We start from the raw sequence: 16,131 nt of genomic DNA, 5'->3' as shown, positions 1-16,131 counted from the left end.
ACAAATGCGCCGCTTCGCCAGTGCGCTACGGTCCAGGTCCGGCGTATCACTGTGCTGCAGCGAAAATCATTATAGGCAGAGTTCTTGAAAATGTGATGCACAATTTGCAATCGCGCGCGAACTTGGCCGATAGTGTGGCGGCTTGCCTACTCAGCAATAAAAAAACGCGGCCCCAGGCCGCGCCAGGCGGGCCGATCGTCGCCAGCACGAACACGAGGAACAGCGCCTGGGCGCCGAAGGCCAGCCAGTCGATCCCGTAGATGATGGCCACGCTGGCATTGACGAGCACGTCGGCCACGATGATGACGGCCGTCAGTGCCAGCCCGGCCCGGGGACGCAGGAAGAGCAGGGCGACGGCCAGCGTGTCCAGGAAGGTCAGCGAGGTCCGGAAGGCAGCGTAGAAGGGATGGATGCCGCCGTAGTCCCACCATGGGCCGTGTGCGGCGAGGGTGCGCGCGTGATGGAAGGCGGCGCCCGCCATGCACAGCGCGTACGCGCAGCGCGTGGCGGTGGAGCGGGCAGCTGGTGGCATCGTGCGGGGCGTCGGCAATCGTCGGCAGTCGTCGTCAGCCGATGATAAGCGCTGCATGCCGCCGCGCGCATGCCTGTCCCGGCAATTAGCCGTCAACCAACCGTCAACTACCCGTCGGTCGACACCGTGACGTGCTCCCAGGCGTCGATCTCGGCCGCCAGCGCCGCCAGCCTGGCGCGCACGAGCTGCAGCGCGTCGCTGCCGAGCAGCAGGTGCGTGGGCGGCTGCGGCGCGGCGATCGCGGCCAGCATCGCGCGCGCCGCCTTCGCCGGGTCGCCCGGCTGCCTGCCGCTTTTTTCCACGCGCGCCTGGCGTACCGGATCGAAGCCGGCGTCGTAGTCCGGGATCGAGCGCGGCGCGCGCTGCATCGAGCGGCCGGCCCAGTCGGTGCGGAACGACCCCGGCGCCACCGCGGTGACGGCGATGCCGAACGGCGCCACTTCCTTGGCCAGCGTATCCGAGATGCCTTCCAGCGCGAACTTGCTGCCGCAGTAGTAGGCGATGCCGGGCATGGTGATGTAGCCGCCCATCGACGTGATGTTCAGGATGTGGCCGCGGCGGCGCGCGCGCATGAACGGCAGCACGGCCTTCGTCATCGCCACCGCGCCGAACACGTTCACGTCGAACTGGCGGCGCATGTCGGACAGCGGCGACTCTTCCAGGATGCCTTCGTGCCCGTAGCCGGCATTGTTGACGAGGACGTCGATCGGGCCGACGTTCGCCTCGATGTCCGCGACGACGCCGTCGATGGCGTCGAACTGCGTCACGTCGAGCAGGCGGGCACGGGCCCGGTCCGGCGACAGGGCTTCGAGATCGCGCCGCGCCTGTTCGCTGCGCACCGTGCCCACCACGCGGTGGCCGGCCGCCAGCGCCTCGCGGGCCAGCGCCTGGCCGAATCCGCTGCTGGCGCCGGTGATCAGCAGGAGTTTGCTGCTTGCCATGGGGTTCCTCCGATGAATGAACTGGGGTGCATGGTATTCTTGGCGACTCGTCCCGGTAAGCACGTATCCGCTGTTTTTCTTGCCTAAAACTATGAACGCTCCCGCATCCGCCCAGCACCGCATGGTCGCCCTGCTGCGCGCGCTCGCGCCGCGCGAAGGCTACAACCTGACGGCGCTGCCCGGCGTGCGCCTCCTGCGCTCCGACCGGGCGCTGGCGCGCACGCCGGTGCTGTACGACCCGGGCATCGTGATCGTGTGCCAGGGCCGCAAGCGCGGCCATTTCGGCGACCGCGTGTACGTCTACGATGCGCAGCACTACCTGGCCGTGTCGGTGCCGGTGCCGTTCGACATGGAGACGGACGCGACGCCCGCGCATCCGCTGCTGGCGATCTATGTGCACCTGGATTTCGCGCTGGCGGCCGAGCTGACGCTGCAGATCGACCGCCACGCGGCGGGCGGGCGCGTGGCGGCGCCGCAAAGCATGATGTCGAGTCCGATGGACGCGGACCTGCGCGCGTCCGTGCTGCGCCTGCTCGAGGCGCTGGGCCGGCCGCTGGAGGCGGCGGTGCTGGGCCCCGGCCTGCTGCGCGAGCTGTACTTCCGGGTGCTGACCGGCGCCCAGGGCGCGCCGCTGCGCGAGGCGCTGGCGCTGAAGGGGCAGTACGGCAAGATCGGCCGGGCGCTGCGGCGCATCCACGCCGGCTATGCGGACGCGCTCAGCCTGCCGGAACTGGCGCGCGAGGCCGGCATGAGCGTGCCCGCCTTCCACAGCCACTTCCGGGCGATCACGCAGACCTCGCCGATGCAGTACCTGAAGTCGACGCGCCTGCACCAGGCGCGCCTGCTGATGGTGCGCCAGGACCTCACCGCGGAGGCGGCCTGCCGCGCCGTCGGCTACACCAGCCCGTCCCAGTTCAGCCGCGAGTTCCGGCGGCTGTTCGGCACGACGCCGGCGGCCGAGGCGGCGCGCATGCGCGCCAGCTTCGCGCTGCCGCCCGCGTTTCCCGGCGCCGCGTTCGTGTCGTCGCATTGACGATAAGGCACGATTAAGCCAGCGCGCACCCCCTCGCTTGTATAATGCGGCAACACCATACGCCCCGCTACCATGACCAACACCACCCATTTCGGCTACAAGACCGTTTCCGAGGACGAGAAGGTCCACGAAGTCGCCAAGGTATTCCACTCGGTCGCGTCCAAGTACGACGTGATGAACGACCTCATGTCCGCCGGCCTGCACCGCGCGTGGAAGGCGTTCACCATCGCCCAGGCCGGCATTCGCCCGGGCTTCAAGGTGCTCGACATCGCCGGCGGCACGGGCGACCTGTCGAAGGCGTTCGCCAGGCAGGCGGGGCCCAGCGGCGAGGTCTGGCTCACCGACATCAACGAGTCGATGCTGCGCGTCGGCCGCGACCGTCTATTGAACAAGGGCCTGGTCACCCCCACCTTGTTGTGTGACGCGGAAAAACTGCCGTTCCCGGACAATTACTTCGACCGCGTCAGCGTGGCCTTCGGCCTGCGCAACATGACGCACAAGGACCAGGCGCTGGCGGAAATGCGCCGCGTGCTCAAGCCGGGCGGCAAGCTGCTCGTGCTGGAATTTTCCAAGGTGGCGGCGCCGCTGCAGAAGCCCTACGACGTGTATTCGTTCTCGGTGCTGCCGTGGCTGGGCCAGCGCATCGCCGGCGACGCCGAAAGCTACCGCTACCTGGCCGAATCGATCCGCATGCATCCCGACCAGGAAACCCTGAAGTCGATGATGCAGGATGCGGGACTGGAGCGGGTCCAGTATTTCAACCTGACGGCGGGTGTGGCCGCTTTGCACACCGGTATCAAACTCTGAGGGGATGACCATGAAAAAATTCCTGGCCAGCACACTGATCGCCGTGACCGCGTTCTCGATGGTCGCCGAAGCCTTCGCCCGCCCGGTCGGTGGCGGCCGCTCGTTCGGCCGCCAGTCGCAGTCCGTGCGCCAGATGCGCGCGCCGGCCCCGGCGCCGGCCCCCGCGCCCGCGCAGCAGCCGCGCCAGGTGCAACCGAACCAGCCGGTGCCGGCAGGCGCCGCCGCGGCCGCGCCCAAGCGCCCGAGCATGTGGAAGAACGTGCTGGGCGGCGCGCTGCTGGGCCTCGGCCTGGGCGCCCTGTTCTCGCACCTGGGCATCGGCGGCGCCATGGCCAGCATCCTGTCCTCGATCCTCATGATCGCGCTGCTGGCGCTGGCCGTGATGTTCATCGTGCGCATGTTCCGCCGCAAGAACACCCCGGCGAATTCCAGCTTCCCGTCGCAGTTCGGCCAGCAGCCGCAGGCGGCCGGCGCCACGCCGGAAATCGGCTCCGGCCTGAACGGTGGCGGCTACCAGGGCGGCGGCTACAACCAGCCGGGCTACCCGATGGGTGGCGCCTCGGCCGGCCTGTCGCTGGACAAGAACAGCGCCCAGCACCAGCAATGGGGCGTGCCGGCCGGCTTCGACACCGAATCGTTCCTGCGCCACGCCAAGGCCTCGTTCATCCGCATGCAGGCAGCCTGGGACCGCGGCGACGTCAACGACCTGCGCGAGTTCACGTCGCCGGAAGTGCTGGCCGAACTGCAACTGCAGATCCAGGAACGCGGCGGCCAGCCCGACTTCACCGAAGTCGTGTCGATCGACGCGCAGCTGCTGGGCATCGAGACCCAGGCCCACGACTACCTGGCGAGCGTGCAGTTCAACGGCATGATCCGCAATGCCCCGAACGGTCCGGCCGAGCCGTACGTCGAGGTGTGGAACCTGTCGAAGCCGCTGAACGGCAATGGCGGCTGGGTGTTGGCGGGTATCCAGCAGATTGCCTGAAAATAAGTCCGTGTCGCCGGGGCTCGTGCCTTGGCGAACTGGTAAGATCGTCACCGCCCGCTTGCCGGGCGGTTTTCTTTTGTAAATTCATTTCATGATGGCACCGAACCCTTCTTTCCCGATGCCGCGTGGCGGCCTGGCGGCGCCGGCCGTGGCGACGATCAACCATCTGCTGGCGCAGGAAGCCTGGGCGCGCGACGCGTTGCGGCGCCATGCCGGCAGGACCGCGTGCATCGACACCGGCGCCGTGCGCCTGTGCATGCGCGTGGCGGCCGACGGCATGCTGGAAGCGGCCGGCGCGGACGACGTGCCCGCCGTGACCATCCACGTCAAGCTGAGCGACGTGCCGTTGATCCTGCAGAACCGCGACCGCGCGTTTTCCTACGTCCGCATCGACGGCGACGCCGAGTTCGCGAACACCATCTCGCAATTGTCGAAGGGCCTGCGCTGGGATGCCGAGCACGACCTCGAGCGCCTCCTCGGCCCGATCGGCGCCGTGCGCGTGGCCGGTGCCGCGCGCCGCGCCGCCGAGGGCGCGGCCACGGCGGGCAAGCGCCTGGCGGAGAACGTCGCCGAGTTCCTGCTGGAGGAACGCCGCGTGCTGGTGCGCCCCGCCGCGCTGGCCACCTTCGCCGACGACGTCAACCGCCTGCGCGACGACGTCGAGCGCAGCGCCAAGCGCATCGCCAGGCTGGAACAGAAGCTGGCGCAACGGCCGGCACCCTCCGCCGTACCTGCCGTCCCGGCCTTACCGGAACCGAAATCGGAACACTGATGATCCTGAAATTCCTGCGCCTGCTCAAAATCTTCACCGTGGCCACCAAGTACGGCCTCGATGAAATCGCGATGTCCGGCCTGCATGTCCCACGCACTGCACGCCTCATCAGCACGGTCTTTTTCTGGCGCCGCATCACCTCGCCGCGCGCGATCCGCCTGCGCCTGGCGCTGGAAGAACTGGGGCCGATCTTCGTGAAGTTCGGCCAGGTGCTGTCGACCCGTCCCGACCTGATGCCGCCCGATATCGTGGCCGAGCTGGCACTGCTGCAGGACCGCGTGCCGCCATTCCCGTCCGAGCTGGCCGTGGCCCAGATCACGCGCTCGCTGGGCGCCCATCCGGACCAGCTGTTCGCCCACTTCGAGCACACGCCGGTGGCCTCCGCCTCGATCGCCCAGGTGCACTTCGCCACGCTGAAGAACGGCAAGCAGGTGGCGGTGAAGGTGCTGCGCCCGGGCATGAAGAGCACGATCGACGAAGACCTGGCGCTGATGCAGATGGCCGCCGGCCTGGTCGAGAAGGTGTGGCCGGACAGCCGCCGCCTGAAGCCGCGCGAGGTCGTCGCCGAGTTCGACAAATACCTGCACGACGAACTGGACCTGATGCGCGAAGCGGCCCAGGCCAGCCAGCTGCGCCGCAACTTCGCCGGCTCGACCCTGCTGCTGGTGCCGGAAATGTACTGGGATTACTGCTCCAGCAGCGTGATCGTGATGGAGCGCATGAACGGCATCCCGATCTCGCAGACCGACCGCCTGGTCGCGGCCGGGGTCGACCTGAAAAAGCTGTCGAGCGATGGCGTGGAAATCTTCTTCACCCAGGTGTTCCGCGACGGCTTCTTCCATGCCGACATGCACCCGGGGAACATCCTGGTCTCGGTGGAGCCGGAGACCTTCGGCCGCTACATCGCCCTGGACTTCGGCATCGTCGGCACGCTGAACGACTTCGACAAGGATTACCTGTCGCAGAACTTCCTGGCCTTCTTCCGGCGCGACTACAAGCGCGTGGCCGAGGCCCACATCGAATCGGGCTGGGCGCCGCGCGACACCCGCGTGGACGAGCTGGAAGCGGCCGTGCGCGCCACCTGCGAACCGATCTTCGACCGGCCGCTGAAGGACATCTCGTTCGGCCAGGTGCTGCTGCGCCTGTTCCAGACCTCGCGCCGCTTCAACGTCGAGGTGCAGCCGCAACTCGTGCTGCTGCAAAAGACCATGCTCAACATCGAGGGCCTGGGCCGCCAGCTCGACCCCGACCTCGACCTGTGGAAGACGGCCAAGCCCTACCTGGAGCGCTGGATGGCCGAGCAGGTCGGCTGGCGCGGCCTGGTCGAGCGCCTGCGCAACGAGGCGCCGCACTACGCCAAGGTCATCCCGCAACTGCCGCGCCTGGTGCACCAGGTGCTGGAGAACAAGGCCCATCCGCTCGCGGACCAGGGCGAGCTGATGGCCGCGCTCCTGATCGAGCAGCGCCGCACCAACCGCCTGCTGGTGTTCCTGGCGTGCGTGGTCGGGGCCGCCGCCGTGGTCGCGGCCGGCATCGAGATCTTCGGCCGCGGCCTGCTCTGATGGCCGGCGCCCCGGTACCGGAATTCTCCAGCCGCGACCCGGCGTCGCCGCGCTTCTGGGACGAGCGCTTCGACAAGGCGTTCACGCCATGGGAGCGGGGCGGGGCGCCGGCGCAGTTGCGGCGCTTCGTCGCCGGCGCCGCGCGGCCGCTGGCGGCGCTGGTGCCCGGCGCCGGCTCGGCGCGCGAACTGGCGCTGATGTGCGAAGCCGGCTGGGACGCGACGGCCATCGATTTTTCCCCGGTCGCGGTGGCGCAGGCGCAGGCGCTGGCGGGGCCGTGGGCCGGCCGCGTCGTCGAGGCCGATTTCTTTGCCTATGCACCGCCGCTGCCGCTCGACCTGGTCTACGAACAAGCCTTCCTGTGCGCCCTGCCGCGCCAGCGCCGGCCGGACGTGGCGCGGCGCTGGGAAGCGCTGCTGGCGCCCGGGGGACTGCTGGCCGGTTACTTTTTCTTCGACGACGCGCCCAAGGGGCCGCCGTTCGGAGTCAAGCGCGACGAGCTGGAGGGCTTGCTGGCCGCGGGGTTCGACTGCGTCGCGGACGAGGCGGTGGAGGATTCGATTCCGGTATTCGCGGGCAAGGAGCGCTGGATGGTGTGGCGGCGCAAGTCGTAATCGTCCCGCCAAAAGAAAAGGCCCGCAAACGCGGGCCCGATTTGAAGTCGTTCTTGTATGGCTTGGCGGCGAGCCGGCATGCCGGTCGCGCAAACTTCTGTTTCTTTCCAGTAGCCCGGCGAGGCAAGCCCGCCGTGATCGCTGCTGAGGGATGCTATTTAAACAGTTAAGTTGAAATTCGGCAAACGGAACTCAACCGTGCGCTGAAGAAAAACAACACTGTTGTCGAAATGCAGCAAGCACGACGGCCTTGCCGCGGTGCCCGGCTTGGGTTGCCGGGCCGGCAAAGGTCAACATCGTCCGCAAAAGCTTTATAATTCAGGGTTTTGATGATTTTTGCGGAGTATTCAGAATGCCGATTTACGCCTACCGCTGCGATGAATGCGGTTTTGCCAAGGATGTACTGCAAAAGATCTCCGATCCGGTCCTGACCGTGTGCCCGTCGTGCGGCAAGTCCGCGTTCAAGAAGCAGGTGACGGCCGCCGGTTTCCAGCTCAAGGGCACCGGCTGGTACGTGACCGACTTCCGTGGCGGCACCGCCCCGGCCACCGGCACGGCGCCGGCCGCCGGCGCGGCGACGAACAATGGCGACGCCGCCCCGGCCGCGGCGCCGGCCGCATCCAGCACGCCGGCCGCCCCGGCGGCGCCCGCGGCGGCGCCGTCGAAGGACGGCGGCAACTGACCACCGCCGGCCTTCCCGGCCGGCGCCCCTGACCATCCGGACGAACGACGATGCGTAAATATTTCATTACCGGCCTGCTGGTGCTGGTTCCCCTGGCGATCACCGCATGGGTGCTGAACCTCGTGATCGGCACGCTCGACCAGTCGCTCGTCCTGGTGCCGAAGGAGTGGCAGCCGCACACGCACATTCCCGGCCTGGGCGCGATCATCACGCTGGCGATCGTGTTCCTGACCGGCCTGCTGACCAACAACCTGGTCGGCAAGTGGGTCGTGCGCATGTGGGAACGCGTGCTGCACCGCATCCCGGTCGTGAACTCGATCTACGGCAGCGTCAAGCAGGTGTCGGACACGCTGTTCTCGTCCTCGGGCAACGCTTTCCGCAAGGCCGTGCTGATCCCGTACCCGCACGAAAACGCGTACACGATCGCCTTCCTGACCGGCGTGCCGGGCGGCGACGTGGCGAACCACCTGGCCGGCGACTACGTCAGCGTGTACGTGCCGACGACGCCGAACCCGACCTCCGGCTTCTTCCTGATGATGGAACGCAGCCGGACCGTCGAGCTGGACATGACCGTCGACGAGGCATTGAAATACATCGTCTCGATGGGCGTGGTGGCGCCGCCGCCCACCAGCGCCCAGGCGAGCCAGGCCGCGGCCCTCGCCGCCGTGGACTGAACAAGAAACAAGGCAGCAAGCATCCAGGCCTGCGACGAAGCGCAGGCCACCGAATCAACCAACCAGGATCGAAAAATTATGTCCTCCATGCGTACTCACTACTGCGGCCTCGTGACCGAAGAGCTGCTGGGCCAAACCGTCAGCCTGTGCGGCTGGGTGCACCGTCGCCGCGACCACGGCGGCGTGATCTTCATCGACCTGCGCGACCGCGAAGGCCTCGTGCAGGTGGTCTGCCACCCCGACAATGCCGACGTCTTCAAGGCCGCCGAGCACGTCCGCAACGAGTACTGCCTGCGCATCACCGGCACCGTCGTGAACCGCCTGGAAGGCACCGCCAACGCCAACCTGAAGTCGGGCAAGATCGAGATCAACACCTCGCAACTGGAAGTGCTGAACCCGTCGGTGCCGGTGCCGTTCCAGCTGGACGACGACAACCTGTCGGAAACCACCCGCCTGACGCACCGCGTGCTCGACCTGCGCCGCCAGCAGATGCAGCACAACCTGCGCCTGCGTTATAAAGTCTCGATGGAAGTGCGCAAGTACCTGGACAACCTGGGCTTCATCGACATCGAGACCCCGATGCTGACCAAGTCGACCCCGGAAGGCGCGCGCGACTACCTGGTGCCGTCGCGCGTCAACCCGGGCAACTTCTTCGCGCTGCCGCAGTCGCCGCAGCTGTTCAAGCAGCTCCTGATGGTGTCGAACTTCGACCGCTACTACCAGATCACCAAGTGCTTCCGCGACGAGGACCTGCGCGCCGACCGCCAGCCGGAATTCACCCAGATCGACTGCGAGACCTCGTTCCTGACCGAGCAGGAAATCCGCGACCTGTTCGAAGACATGATGCGCACCGTCTTCAAGAACGCCGCCGGCGTCGACCTGCCGAACCCGTTCCCGGTCATGGACTTCGCCACCGCGATGGGCCTGTACGGTTCGGACAAGCCGGACATGCGCGTCAAGCTGCAGTTCACCGAACTGACCGAGCTGATGAAGACCGTCGAGTTCAAGGTCTTCAACAGCGCCGCCAACCTGCCGAACGGCCGCGTGGTCGGCCTGCGCGTGCCGCAGGGCGGCTCGATGCCCCGTTCGGAAATCGACGCCTACACCCAGTTCGTCGCGATCTACGGCGCCAAGGGCCTGGCCTACATCAAGGTCAACGAGAAGGCCAAGGGCCGCGATGGCCTGCAGTCGCCGATCGTCAAGAACATCTCCGACGAGGTGCTGGCCAAGGTGCTGGAACTGACCGGCGCCGAGGACGGCGACCTGATCTTCTTCGGCGCGGACAAGGCCAAGGTCGTCAACGACGCCATCGGCGCGCTGCGCGTGAAGATCGGCCACTCGGAATTCGGCAAGAAGGCCGGCCTGTTCGAAGACCGCTGGGCGCCGCTGTGGGTCATCGACTTCCCGATGTTCGAGTACGACGAGGAAGGCGACCGCTGGAACGCCACCCACCACCCGTTCACCGCGCCGAAGGACGGCCACGAGGACATGCTCGAGACCAACCCGGGCGCCTGCGTCGCCAAGGCCTACGACATGGTCCTGAACGGCTGGGAACTGGGCGGCGGCTCGATCCGTATCCACCGCGAGGAAGTCCAGAGCAAGGTGTTCCGCGCCCTGAAGATCGATGCCGAGGAAGCGCAGTTGAAGTTCGGCTTCCTGCTCGACGCGCTGCAGTACGGCGCCCCGCCGCACGGCGGCCTGGCGTTCGGCCTGGACCGCCTGATCACGCTGATGACCGGCTCCGAGTCGATCCGCGACGTGATCGCCTTCCCGAAGACCCAGCGCGCGCAGGACCTCTTGACCAACGCGCCGTCGGAAGTCGACGAGAAGCAGCTGAAGGAACTGCACATCCGCCTGCGCAACGAGCAGCCGAAGGTCGCGTAAGGCCCGTTGCCCGCAACGTCGCAGGATGCGCACCCCGTGCGCACCCTGCGTGCATGAACGTCCCCGCCCGTGCGGGGACGTCGTTTTTGCGGGCTACGGTAAAATATCCGGATGCCCCACAAGATCCCCGAATCCGTCCTGGTCGTCATCCACACCGCCGACCTGGAAGTGCTCCTGATCGAGCGCGCCGACCGCCCCGGTTTCTGGCAGTCGGTCACGGGCTCGCTCGATGCGCCGGACGAGCCGCTGCTCGAGACGGCCGCGCGCGAACTGTTCGAGGAAACCGGCATCGTCGTCGACGGCGAGGCCATCGCGCTGCGCGACTGGCACCTGTCGAACGTCTACGAGATCTACGCCACCTGGCGCCACCGCTACGCGCCCGGCGTCACCCACAATACCGAGCACGTGTTCTCGGTCTGCGTCCCGCGCGACATCCCCATCGTGCTGGCGCCGCGCGAGCACGTCCGCCATGCCTGGCTGCCCCTGCTGGAGGCCGCCGACCGCTGCTTCTCGTCCTCCAACGCCGAAGCCATCCTGCAGTTGCCGCGTCATTATCCGGAGCTTCCTTGAACCTCTTTCGCAACGCCCCCTACGAATGGCTGATCGGCCTGCGCTATACCCGCGCCGGCAAGCGCAGCAGCCGCAACAGCTTCATCTCCTTCATCTCGCTGATCTCGGTGGCCGGCATCGCGCTGGGCGTGGCGGCGCTGGTGGTCGTGCTGTCGGTGATGAACGGCTTCGAGAAGGAAGTCACCGCGCGCATGCTGTCGGTGCTGGCCCACGTCGAGGTGTTCGACGGCCGCGGCGCGATGCCGGACTGGCAGGCGCAGGCGCAGCAGGCCCGCCGCAATCCCGAGGTGCGCGGCGTCGCGCCCTTCGTCGAGACCCAGGGCATGCTGGTGCAGGACGACACCATGAAGCCGGCCGTGATCCGCGGCGTGCTGCCCGAGCTGGAGCCGCAGGTGTCGGACGTGACCGGCCAGGTGCGCGCGGGCAGCTTCGCCGCGCTGCGCCCCGGTTCCGCCAACATCGTGCTGGGCACCGTGCTGGCGCAATCGCTCGGCGTGAAGGTGGGCGACCGCCTGACGCTGCTGACGGCCGCACCGGCCGCGCCTGGCCAGGCCGGGCAGGGCGCCGTGTCCGGCCTGCTGCCGCGGCCGCACGCCTTCACGGTGGCGGGCATCTTCGAGGCGGGCCACCAGCAGTTCGATTCCAGCCTGGCCTTCGTGCACCTGCAGGACGCCGAGCAGCTGCAGGGCATGACGGCACCGTCCGGCCTGCGCCTGCGCCTGGACGACCTGTACCAGGCGCCGCGCGTGGCGCGCGAACTCAAGCAGCAACTGGCGGGCAACCTGTACATGCGCGACTGGACCCAGGTGAACGCCATCTGGTTCGCCGCCGTGCAGTCGCAGAAGCGCATGATGTTCATCATCCTGGCGATGATCATCGCGGTGGCCGCCTTCAACCTGGTGTCGACGCTGGTCATGACGGTGCGCGACAAGCAGGCCGAGGTCGCCATCCTGCGCACGCTGGGCGCGTCGCCCGGCGCGATCATGCGCATCTTCATGGTACAGGGCACGCTGGTCGGCCTGCTCGGCACGCTGATCGGCGTCGGGCTCGGGGTCGCCGTCGCCCTGAACATCGACGTCATCGTGCCCTTCATCGAGCGCGTGTTCGGCGTGCACTTCCTCGACAAGAGCATCTATTTCATCAGCGAGATCCCGTCCGAGCTGCTGTGGAGCGACGTCGCGCGCATCGGCGGCACGGCCGTGCTGCTGGCCTTCGTCGCCACGCTGTATCCGAGCTGGTCGGCGGCGCGCGTGCATCCGGCCGAGGCGCTGCGCTACGAGTGAGCGGCCTGGCCGCGGCGCCGCACATCGATATGCGCGAAACCTTTTAAGGAAAACGACATATCGAAGCATGAAAGCATTCGTTCCGGCGCGCGCGCGCCGGCGGTAGTCTTGATCGACCCTCATCGATCCCGGACCGAACATGAATGTCTTATTGCTGGGCGGAAGCCCCTCCGCGCCGTCGACGACCTGGCGCCTGCTGCAACTGGTCGGCGAGCGCCTGGCGCTGCCGGGCCACCGGACGCAGGCGCTGCAGGTGCGCGAATTGCCGGCCGTGGCGCTGCTGCGCGCCGACTTGCACGATCCCGCGCTGGCCCATGCGCTGGCGCAGGTGGCCCAGGCCGATGCCGTGGTCGTCGGCACCCCCGTCTATAAAGCCTCGTTCAGCGGGATCCTGAAGACCTTCCTCGACCTGCTGCCGCAGGACGGCCTGGTTGGCAAGCTGGTGCTGCCGCTGGCCACCGGCGGCAGCCAGTCGCACATGCTGGCGCTGGACTATGCGCTGCGCCCCGTGCTGGCCTCGCTGGCACCGCGCCACGTCCTGCCGAGCATCTACGCCACCTCCGCGCAACTGCCCTGGGACCCCGAGCGCGGCCTGCTGCCGGCGCCGGCCATCGGCGCGCGCATCGACGCCGGCGTCGCGCAGCTCGTGCACGAACTGCAGCAGCTGGCGCAGCACCGGGCGGTGCAGGCCGCCAGGCCTGCCGGCGCGCACCTCGCCGTCTCCATCCCCGCCTGACCCACCACCACGCCAAGAAAGGATCCGCCCATGAGCGACCATCCGCACCACGCGCGCCAGCGGCGCCGCACGCTCGGCCTGTTGTATGCCGCCACGCTTTCCACCTTCGCCACCGTCGCCGGCGGCATGCCGCGCGCCATGGCGGCCGGCGGCCTGCGCGAGGTCCGTATCGGCTACCAGAAATACGGCACGCTGACCCTGCTCAAGGGCCGCGGCACGCTGGAGAAGCGCCTGGCCGCGCAGGACGTCAGCGTGCGCTGGACCGAGTTCCCCGCCGGCCCGGCGCTGCTCGAGGGCCTGAACGTGGGCAGCATCGATTTCGGCACCGTGGGCGAGGCCCCGCCGATCTTCGCCCAGGCTGCCGGCGCGGACCTGGTCTACGTCGGCAACGAGCCGCCGTCGCCGGCCTCGGAAGCGATCGTCGTGCCGCAGGGGTCGCCGCTGCGTGGCCTGGCCGAGCTGAAAGGCAGGAAGGTCGCGCTGAACAAGGGCTCGAACGTGCATTACCTGCTGGTCAAGGCGCTGGAAAAAGCCGGTGTCGGCTACGGCCAGATCCAGCCGGTCTACCTGCCGCCGGCCGAGGCGCGCGCCGCCTTCGAGCGCGGCGCCGTCGATGCCTGGGCGATCTGGGACCCGTTCCTGGCCGCGGCCCAGACGCAGGTCGGCGCGCGCGTGCTGGCCGACGGCACCGGGCTGGTGGCGAACCACCAGTTCTACCTGGCCGCGCGTTCCTTCGCCCTGCAGCACGGCGACGTCGTGCGCATCCTCGTCGACGAACTGGCGCAGGTCGATGCCTGGGGCAAGGCGCATCCGCGCGAAGTGGCGGCGATCCTCGCCGGCCAGACCGGTTTGCCGCTCGAGGCGGTGGCGCTGGCGGCCTCGCGCTATGCCTACGGCGTCAGGCCCGTCACGCCGGACGTGCTGGCCGCGCAGCAGAAGATCGCCGACGCCTTCCATGGCCTGAAACTGATCCCCAGGCCGATCGCCGTGCGCGATGCGCAGCCGCCGGCGCAACTCCTCAACCAATTGCTCGCGAAGGACTAATGCGATGACGACCCTGAGCACGCCGAACGTCTTCTGGTTCCTGCCCACCCACGGCGACAGCCGCTACCTCGGCACCAGCCGCGGCGCGCGCGCGGTCGATGCCGACTACCTGCGCCAGGTCGCGGTGGCGGCCGACACGCTCGGCTACGACGGCGTGTTGCTGCCCACCGGCCGCTCCTGCGAGGACCCATGGATCGTGGCCTCGTCGCTGATCCATGCGACCAGCAGGCTGAAATTCCTCGTCGCGATCCGCCCGGGCCTGTCCACGCCGGGCCTGTCGGTGCGCATGGCCTCCACCTTCGACCGGCTGTCGAACGGACGCCTCCTGATCAACGTGGTCACCGGCGGCGACCAGGGCGAGCTGGAAGCCGACGGCCTGTTCGCCGACCACGCCACGCGCTACGACATTTCCGACGAATTCATCCGTATCTGGCGCGCCGCGATGGCGGGCGAGGGCGGCGACAAGGGGTTCGACTTCGCGGGCGCCCACCTGACCGTGAAAGGCGCGCGCACGCTGTACCCGCCGGTGCAGAAGCCCCATCCGCCGCTGTACTTCGGCGGCTCGTCGGAGGCGGCGCACGCGCTGGCGGCCGAGCAGATGGACGTCTACCTGACCTGGGGCGAGCCGCCGGCGGCGGTGGCCGACAAGATCGCCGACATCCGCGCGCGCGCCGCGCGCCACGGCCGCACGCTGCGTTTCGGGATCCGCCTGCACGTGATCGTGCGCGAGACGAACGAGGAAGCCTGGCGCGCCGCCGACGAGCTGATCAAGCACCTGGACGACGATGTCATCGCCAGGGCGCAGGCCGCGTTCGCCAGGATGGATTCGGTGGGACAGCAGCGCATGGCCGCGCTGCACGGCGGGCGGCGCGACAAGCTCGAAGTGTCGCCCAACCTGTGGGCCGGCGTGGGGCTGGTGCGCGGCGGCGCCGGCACGGCACTGGTGGGCGATCCGCAGACGGTGGCCGCGCGCATGCGCGAATATGCCGACCTCGGCATCGAGACCTTCATCCTGTCCGGCTATCCGCACCTGGAAGAGTCGTACCGCTTCGCCGAACTGGTGTTCCCGCTGCTGGGAAAAGGGAAGGCGCAGGGTGAGGTGTCGATCACCGGGCCGTTCGGCGAGGTGATGGCCAGCGACATCGTGCCGAAGAAGGTGGCGTGATGACGGGCGCAACGACACAGGCGGCGCCGCGCGTGCGCAAGCCGGCGCGTGCCCGGCCGGCGCCGGCATCCGGCCGCGCGGCGGCCGTACTGGCGCCGCTCGCGCCCTGGGCGCTGCCGGTGCTGCTGGTCGCCGGCTGGCAGGTGGCGGCGCAGGCCGGCTGGCTGTCCAGCCGCATCCTGCCCGCGCCGTCGGCGGTGGCGCAGGCGGCCCTGGCGCTGGCCGAATCGGGCGAGCTGTGGACGCACCTGCGCGTGAGCCTGTGGCGCGCGCTGGCCGGCTTCGGCCTGGGCGGCGCGCTGGGGCTGGTCCTGGGCCTGCTCAACGGCGGCAGCCGGCGCGCGGCCCTGCTCCTGGACACCACCGTGCAGATGGTGCGCAACATCCCGCCACTGGCGTTGATCCCGCTGGTGATCCTGTGGTTCGGCATCGACGAGGCGGCCAAGCTGTTCCTGCTGTCGGTCGGCGTGTTCTTCCCCATCTACCTGAATACCTTCCACGGCATCCGTTCGGTGGACGCCGGCCTGGTCGAGATGGCGCGCAGCTACGGCCTGCGCGGCTGGGCGCTGTACCGCGACGTGATCCTGCCGGGCGCGCTGCCCTCGATCCTGGTCGGGGTGCGCTTTTCGCTGGGCCTCGTGTGGGTGCTGCTGATCGTCGCCGAAACCATTTCGGCCCAGTCCGGCATCGGCTACATGACGATGAATGCGCGCGAATTCCTGCAGACCGATGTCGTGCTGGTCGGCGTGCTGTTGTATGCGTTGCTGGGCAAGGCGGCCGACCTGGCGGCGCGCGGCCTGGAGCGCCATTTCCTGCGCTGGAATCCGGCGTACCGATAAGCGAG

The 16,131-nt window shown here is 68.5% G+C and carries 17 protein-coding genes; 15 read left to right on the top strand and 2 right to left on the bottom strand.

What is annotated here, in order from left to right:
- Window positions 1–46: 46 nt before the first annotated feature.
- Complete coding sequence (locus tag QZ749_RS07935; protein ID WP_296945329.1) at window positions 47–589, bottom strand: hypothetical protein; 543 nt, start codon at window positions 587–589, stop codon at window positions 47–49.
- A gap of 50 nt (window positions 590–639) precedes the next feature.
- Entirely contained in the window at window positions 640–1,473 is an 834-nt protein-coding gene (locus tag QZ749_RS07930; protein WP_296945327.1) for an oxidoreductase, read from the bottom strand.
- 91 nt (window positions 1,474–1,564) lie between these two features.
- Here QZ749_RS07930 and QZ749_RS07925 point away from each other — a divergent pair, with 91 nt between their 5' ends.
- The 15 genes from QZ749_RS07925 (at window position 1,565) to ssuC (ending at window position 16,126) form a co-directional block, all read left to right on the top strand.
- Window positions 1,565–2,506 (top strand): AraC family transcriptional regulator, encoded by a 942-nt coding sequence (locus QZ749_RS07925; RefSeq protein WP_296945326.1) that lies wholly within the window; start codon window positions 1,565–1,567, stop codon window positions 2,504–2,506.
- A 72-nt stretch (window positions 2,507–2,578) separates the two neighbouring features.
- On the top strand, window positions 2,579–3,313 hold the full coding sequence (gene ubiE / locus QZ749_RS07920) for a bifunctional demethylmenaquinone methyltransferase/2-methoxy-6-polyprenyl-1,4-benzoquinol methylase UbiE (RefSeq protein WP_296945325.1): 735 nt from the start codon (window positions 2,579–2,581) through the stop codon (window positions 3,311–3,313).
- Between the two features lie 10 nt (window positions 3,314–3,323).
- Window positions 3,324–4,298: a Tim44 domain-containing protein gene (locus tag QZ749_RS07915; protein ID WP_296945324.1), complete on the top strand. Its 975-nt coding sequence runs from the start codon at window positions 3,324–3,326 to the stop codon at window positions 4,296–4,298.
- Between the two features lie 97 nt (window positions 4,299–4,395).
- Window positions 4,396–5,073: an SCP2 domain-containing protein gene (locus QZ749_RS07910; protein WP_296945468.1), complete on the top strand. Its 678-nt coding sequence runs from the start codon at window positions 4,396–4,398 to the stop codon at window positions 5,071–5,073.
- Window positions 5,073–6,635 carry a ubiquinone biosynthesis regulatory protein kinase UbiB gene (gene ubiB, locus QZ749_RS07905; RefSeq protein WP_296945323.1) on the top strand — a complete coding sequence of 521 codons (1,563 nt, stop codon included), beginning with the start codon at window positions 5,073–5,075 and terminating at the stop codon, window positions 6,633–6,635. The genes QZ749_RS07910 and ubiB overlap by 1 nt, the downstream gene beginning before the upstream one ends.
- On the top strand, window positions 6,635–7,249 hold the full coding sequence (locus tag QZ749_RS07900) for a methyltransferase (protein ID WP_296945321.1): 615 nt from the start codon (window positions 6,635–6,637) through the stop codon (window positions 7,247–7,249). The genes ubiB and QZ749_RS07900 overlap by 1 nt, the downstream gene beginning before the upstream one ends.
- A gap of 352 nt (window positions 7,250–7,601) precedes the next feature.
- Window positions 7,602–7,931, top strand: coding sequence for an FmdB family zinc ribbon protein (locus QZ749_RS07895; RefSeq protein ID WP_296945320.1), 330 nt, complete (start codon window positions 7,602–7,604; stop codon window positions 7,929–7,931).
- A 50-nt stretch (window positions 7,932–7,981) separates the two neighbouring features.
- Window positions 7,982–8,605, top strand: a complete 624-nt coding sequence (locus tag QZ749_RS07890) for a DUF502 domain-containing protein (RefSeq protein ID WP_296945319.1) — start codon at window positions 7,982–7,984, stop codon at window positions 8,603–8,605.
- Between the two features lie 87 nt (window positions 8,606–8,692).
- A complete protein-coding gene (gene aspS / locus QZ749_RS07885; protein ID WP_296945317.1) occupies window positions 8,693–10,489 on the top strand; it encodes an aspartate--tRNA ligase in 1,797 nt (598 codons plus the stop codon).
- Window positions 10,490–10,600: 111 nt separating this feature from the next.
- Window positions 10,601–11,059, top strand: coding sequence for a dihydroneopterin triphosphate diphosphatase (nudB, locus tag QZ749_RS07880; RefSeq protein WP_296945315.1), 459 nt, complete (start codon window positions 10,601–10,603; stop codon window positions 11,057–11,059).
- Window positions 11,056–12,342, top strand: coding sequence for a lipoprotein-releasing ABC transporter permease subunit (locus QZ749_RS07875; RefSeq protein ID WP_296945314.1), 1,287 nt, complete (start codon window positions 11,056–11,058; stop codon window positions 12,340–12,342). The genes nudB and QZ749_RS07875 overlap by 4 nt, the downstream gene beginning before the upstream one ends.
- A 139-nt stretch (window positions 12,343–12,481) precedes the next feature.
- Window positions 12,482–13,078 (top strand): NADPH-dependent FMN reductase, encoded by a 597-nt coding sequence (ssuE, locus tag QZ749_RS07870; protein ID WP_296945313.1) that lies wholly within the window; start codon window positions 12,482–12,484, stop codon window positions 13,076–13,078.
- A 30-nt stretch (window positions 13,079–13,108) separates the two neighbouring features.
- Window positions 13,109–14,122, top strand: coding sequence for a sulfonate ABC transporter substrate-binding protein (locus QZ749_RS07865; protein ID WP_373896796.1), 1,014 nt, complete (start codon window positions 13,109–13,111; stop codon window positions 14,120–14,122).
- A 4-nt stretch (window positions 14,123–14,126) separates the two neighbouring features.
- On the top strand, window positions 14,127–15,287 hold the full coding sequence (gene ssuD, locus QZ749_RS07860) for an FMNH2-dependent alkanesulfonate monooxygenase (RefSeq protein ID WP_296945311.1): 1,161 nt from the start codon (window positions 14,127–14,129) through the stop codon (window positions 15,285–15,287).
- Window positions 15,287–16,126, top strand: coding sequence for an aliphatic sulfonate ABC transporter permease SsuC (gene ssuC / locus QZ749_RS07855; RefSeq protein ID WP_296945309.1), 840 nt, complete (start codon window positions 15,287–15,289; stop codon window positions 16,124–16,126). Before ssuD ends, ssuC begins: the two co-directional genes overlap by 1 nt.
- Window positions 16,127–16,131 lie beyond the last annotated feature (5 nt).

The organism is uncultured Massilia sp., from assembly GCF_913773735.1.
Lineage (GTDB): Bacteria > Pseudomonadota > Gammaproteobacteria > Burkholderiales > Burkholderiaceae_D > Telluria.
This window is presented reverse-complemented; position numbering and strand designations above follow the sequence as displayed.

Coding starts and splice junctions, on each gene's coding strand:
- QZ749_RS07935 (WP_296945329.1), bottom strand. CDS start 589: ATGCAGCGCTTATCATCGGCTGACGACGACTGCCGACGATTGCCGACG.
- QZ749_RS07930 (WP_296945327.1), bottom strand. CDS start 1,473: ATGGCAAGCAGCAAACTCCTGCTGATCACCGGCGCCAGCAGCGGATTC.
- QZ749_RS07925 (WP_296945326.1), top strand. CDS start 1,565: ATGAACGCTCCCGCATCCGCCCAGCACCGCATGGTCGCCCTGCTGCGC.
- ubiE (WP_296945325.1), top strand. CDS start 2,579: ATGACCAACACCACCCATTTCGGCTACAAGACCGTTTCCGAGGACGAG.
- QZ749_RS07915 (WP_296945324.1), top strand. CDS start 3,324: ATGAAAAAATTCCTGGCCAGCACACTGATCGCCGTGACCGCGTTCTCG.
- QZ749_RS07910 (WP_296945468.1), top strand. CDS start 4,396: ATGGCACCGAACCCTTCTTTCCCGATGCCGCGTGGCGGCCTGGCGGCG.
- ubiB (WP_296945323.1), top strand. CDS start 5,073: ATGATCCTGAAATTCCTGCGCCTGCTCAAAATCTTCACCGTGGCCACC.
- QZ749_RS07900 (WP_296945321.1), top strand. CDS start 6,635: ATGGCCGGCGCCCCGGTACCGGAATTCTCCAGCCGCGACCCGGCGTCG.
- QZ749_RS07895 (WP_296945320.1), top strand. CDS start 7,602: ATGCCGATTTACGCCTACCGCTGCGATGAATGCGGTTTTGCCAAGGAT.
- QZ749_RS07890 (WP_296945319.1), top strand. CDS start 7,982: ATGCGTAAATATTTCATTACCGGCCTGCTGGTGCTGGTTCCCCTGGCG.
- aspS (WP_296945317.1), top strand. CDS start 8,693: ATGCGTACTCACTACTGCGGCCTCGTGACCGAAGAGCTGCTGGGCCAA.
- nudB (WP_296945315.1), top strand. CDS start 10,601: ATGCCCCACAAGATCCCCGAATCCGTCCTGGTCGTCATCCACACCGCC.
- ssuE (WP_296945313.1), top strand. CDS start 12,482: ATGAATGTCTTATTGCTGGGCGGAAGCCCCTCCGCGCCGTCGACGACC.
- QZ749_RS07865 (WP_373896796.1), top strand. CDS start 13,109: ATGAGCGACCATCCGCACCACGCGCGCCAGCGGCGCCGCACGCTCGGC.
- ssuD (WP_296945311.1), top strand. CDS start 14,127: ATGACGACCCTGAGCACGCCGAACGTCTTCTGGTTCCTGCCCACCCAC.
- ssuC (WP_296945309.1), top strand. CDS start 15,287: ATGACGGGCGCAACGACACAGGCGGCGCCGCGCGTGCGCAAGCCGGCG.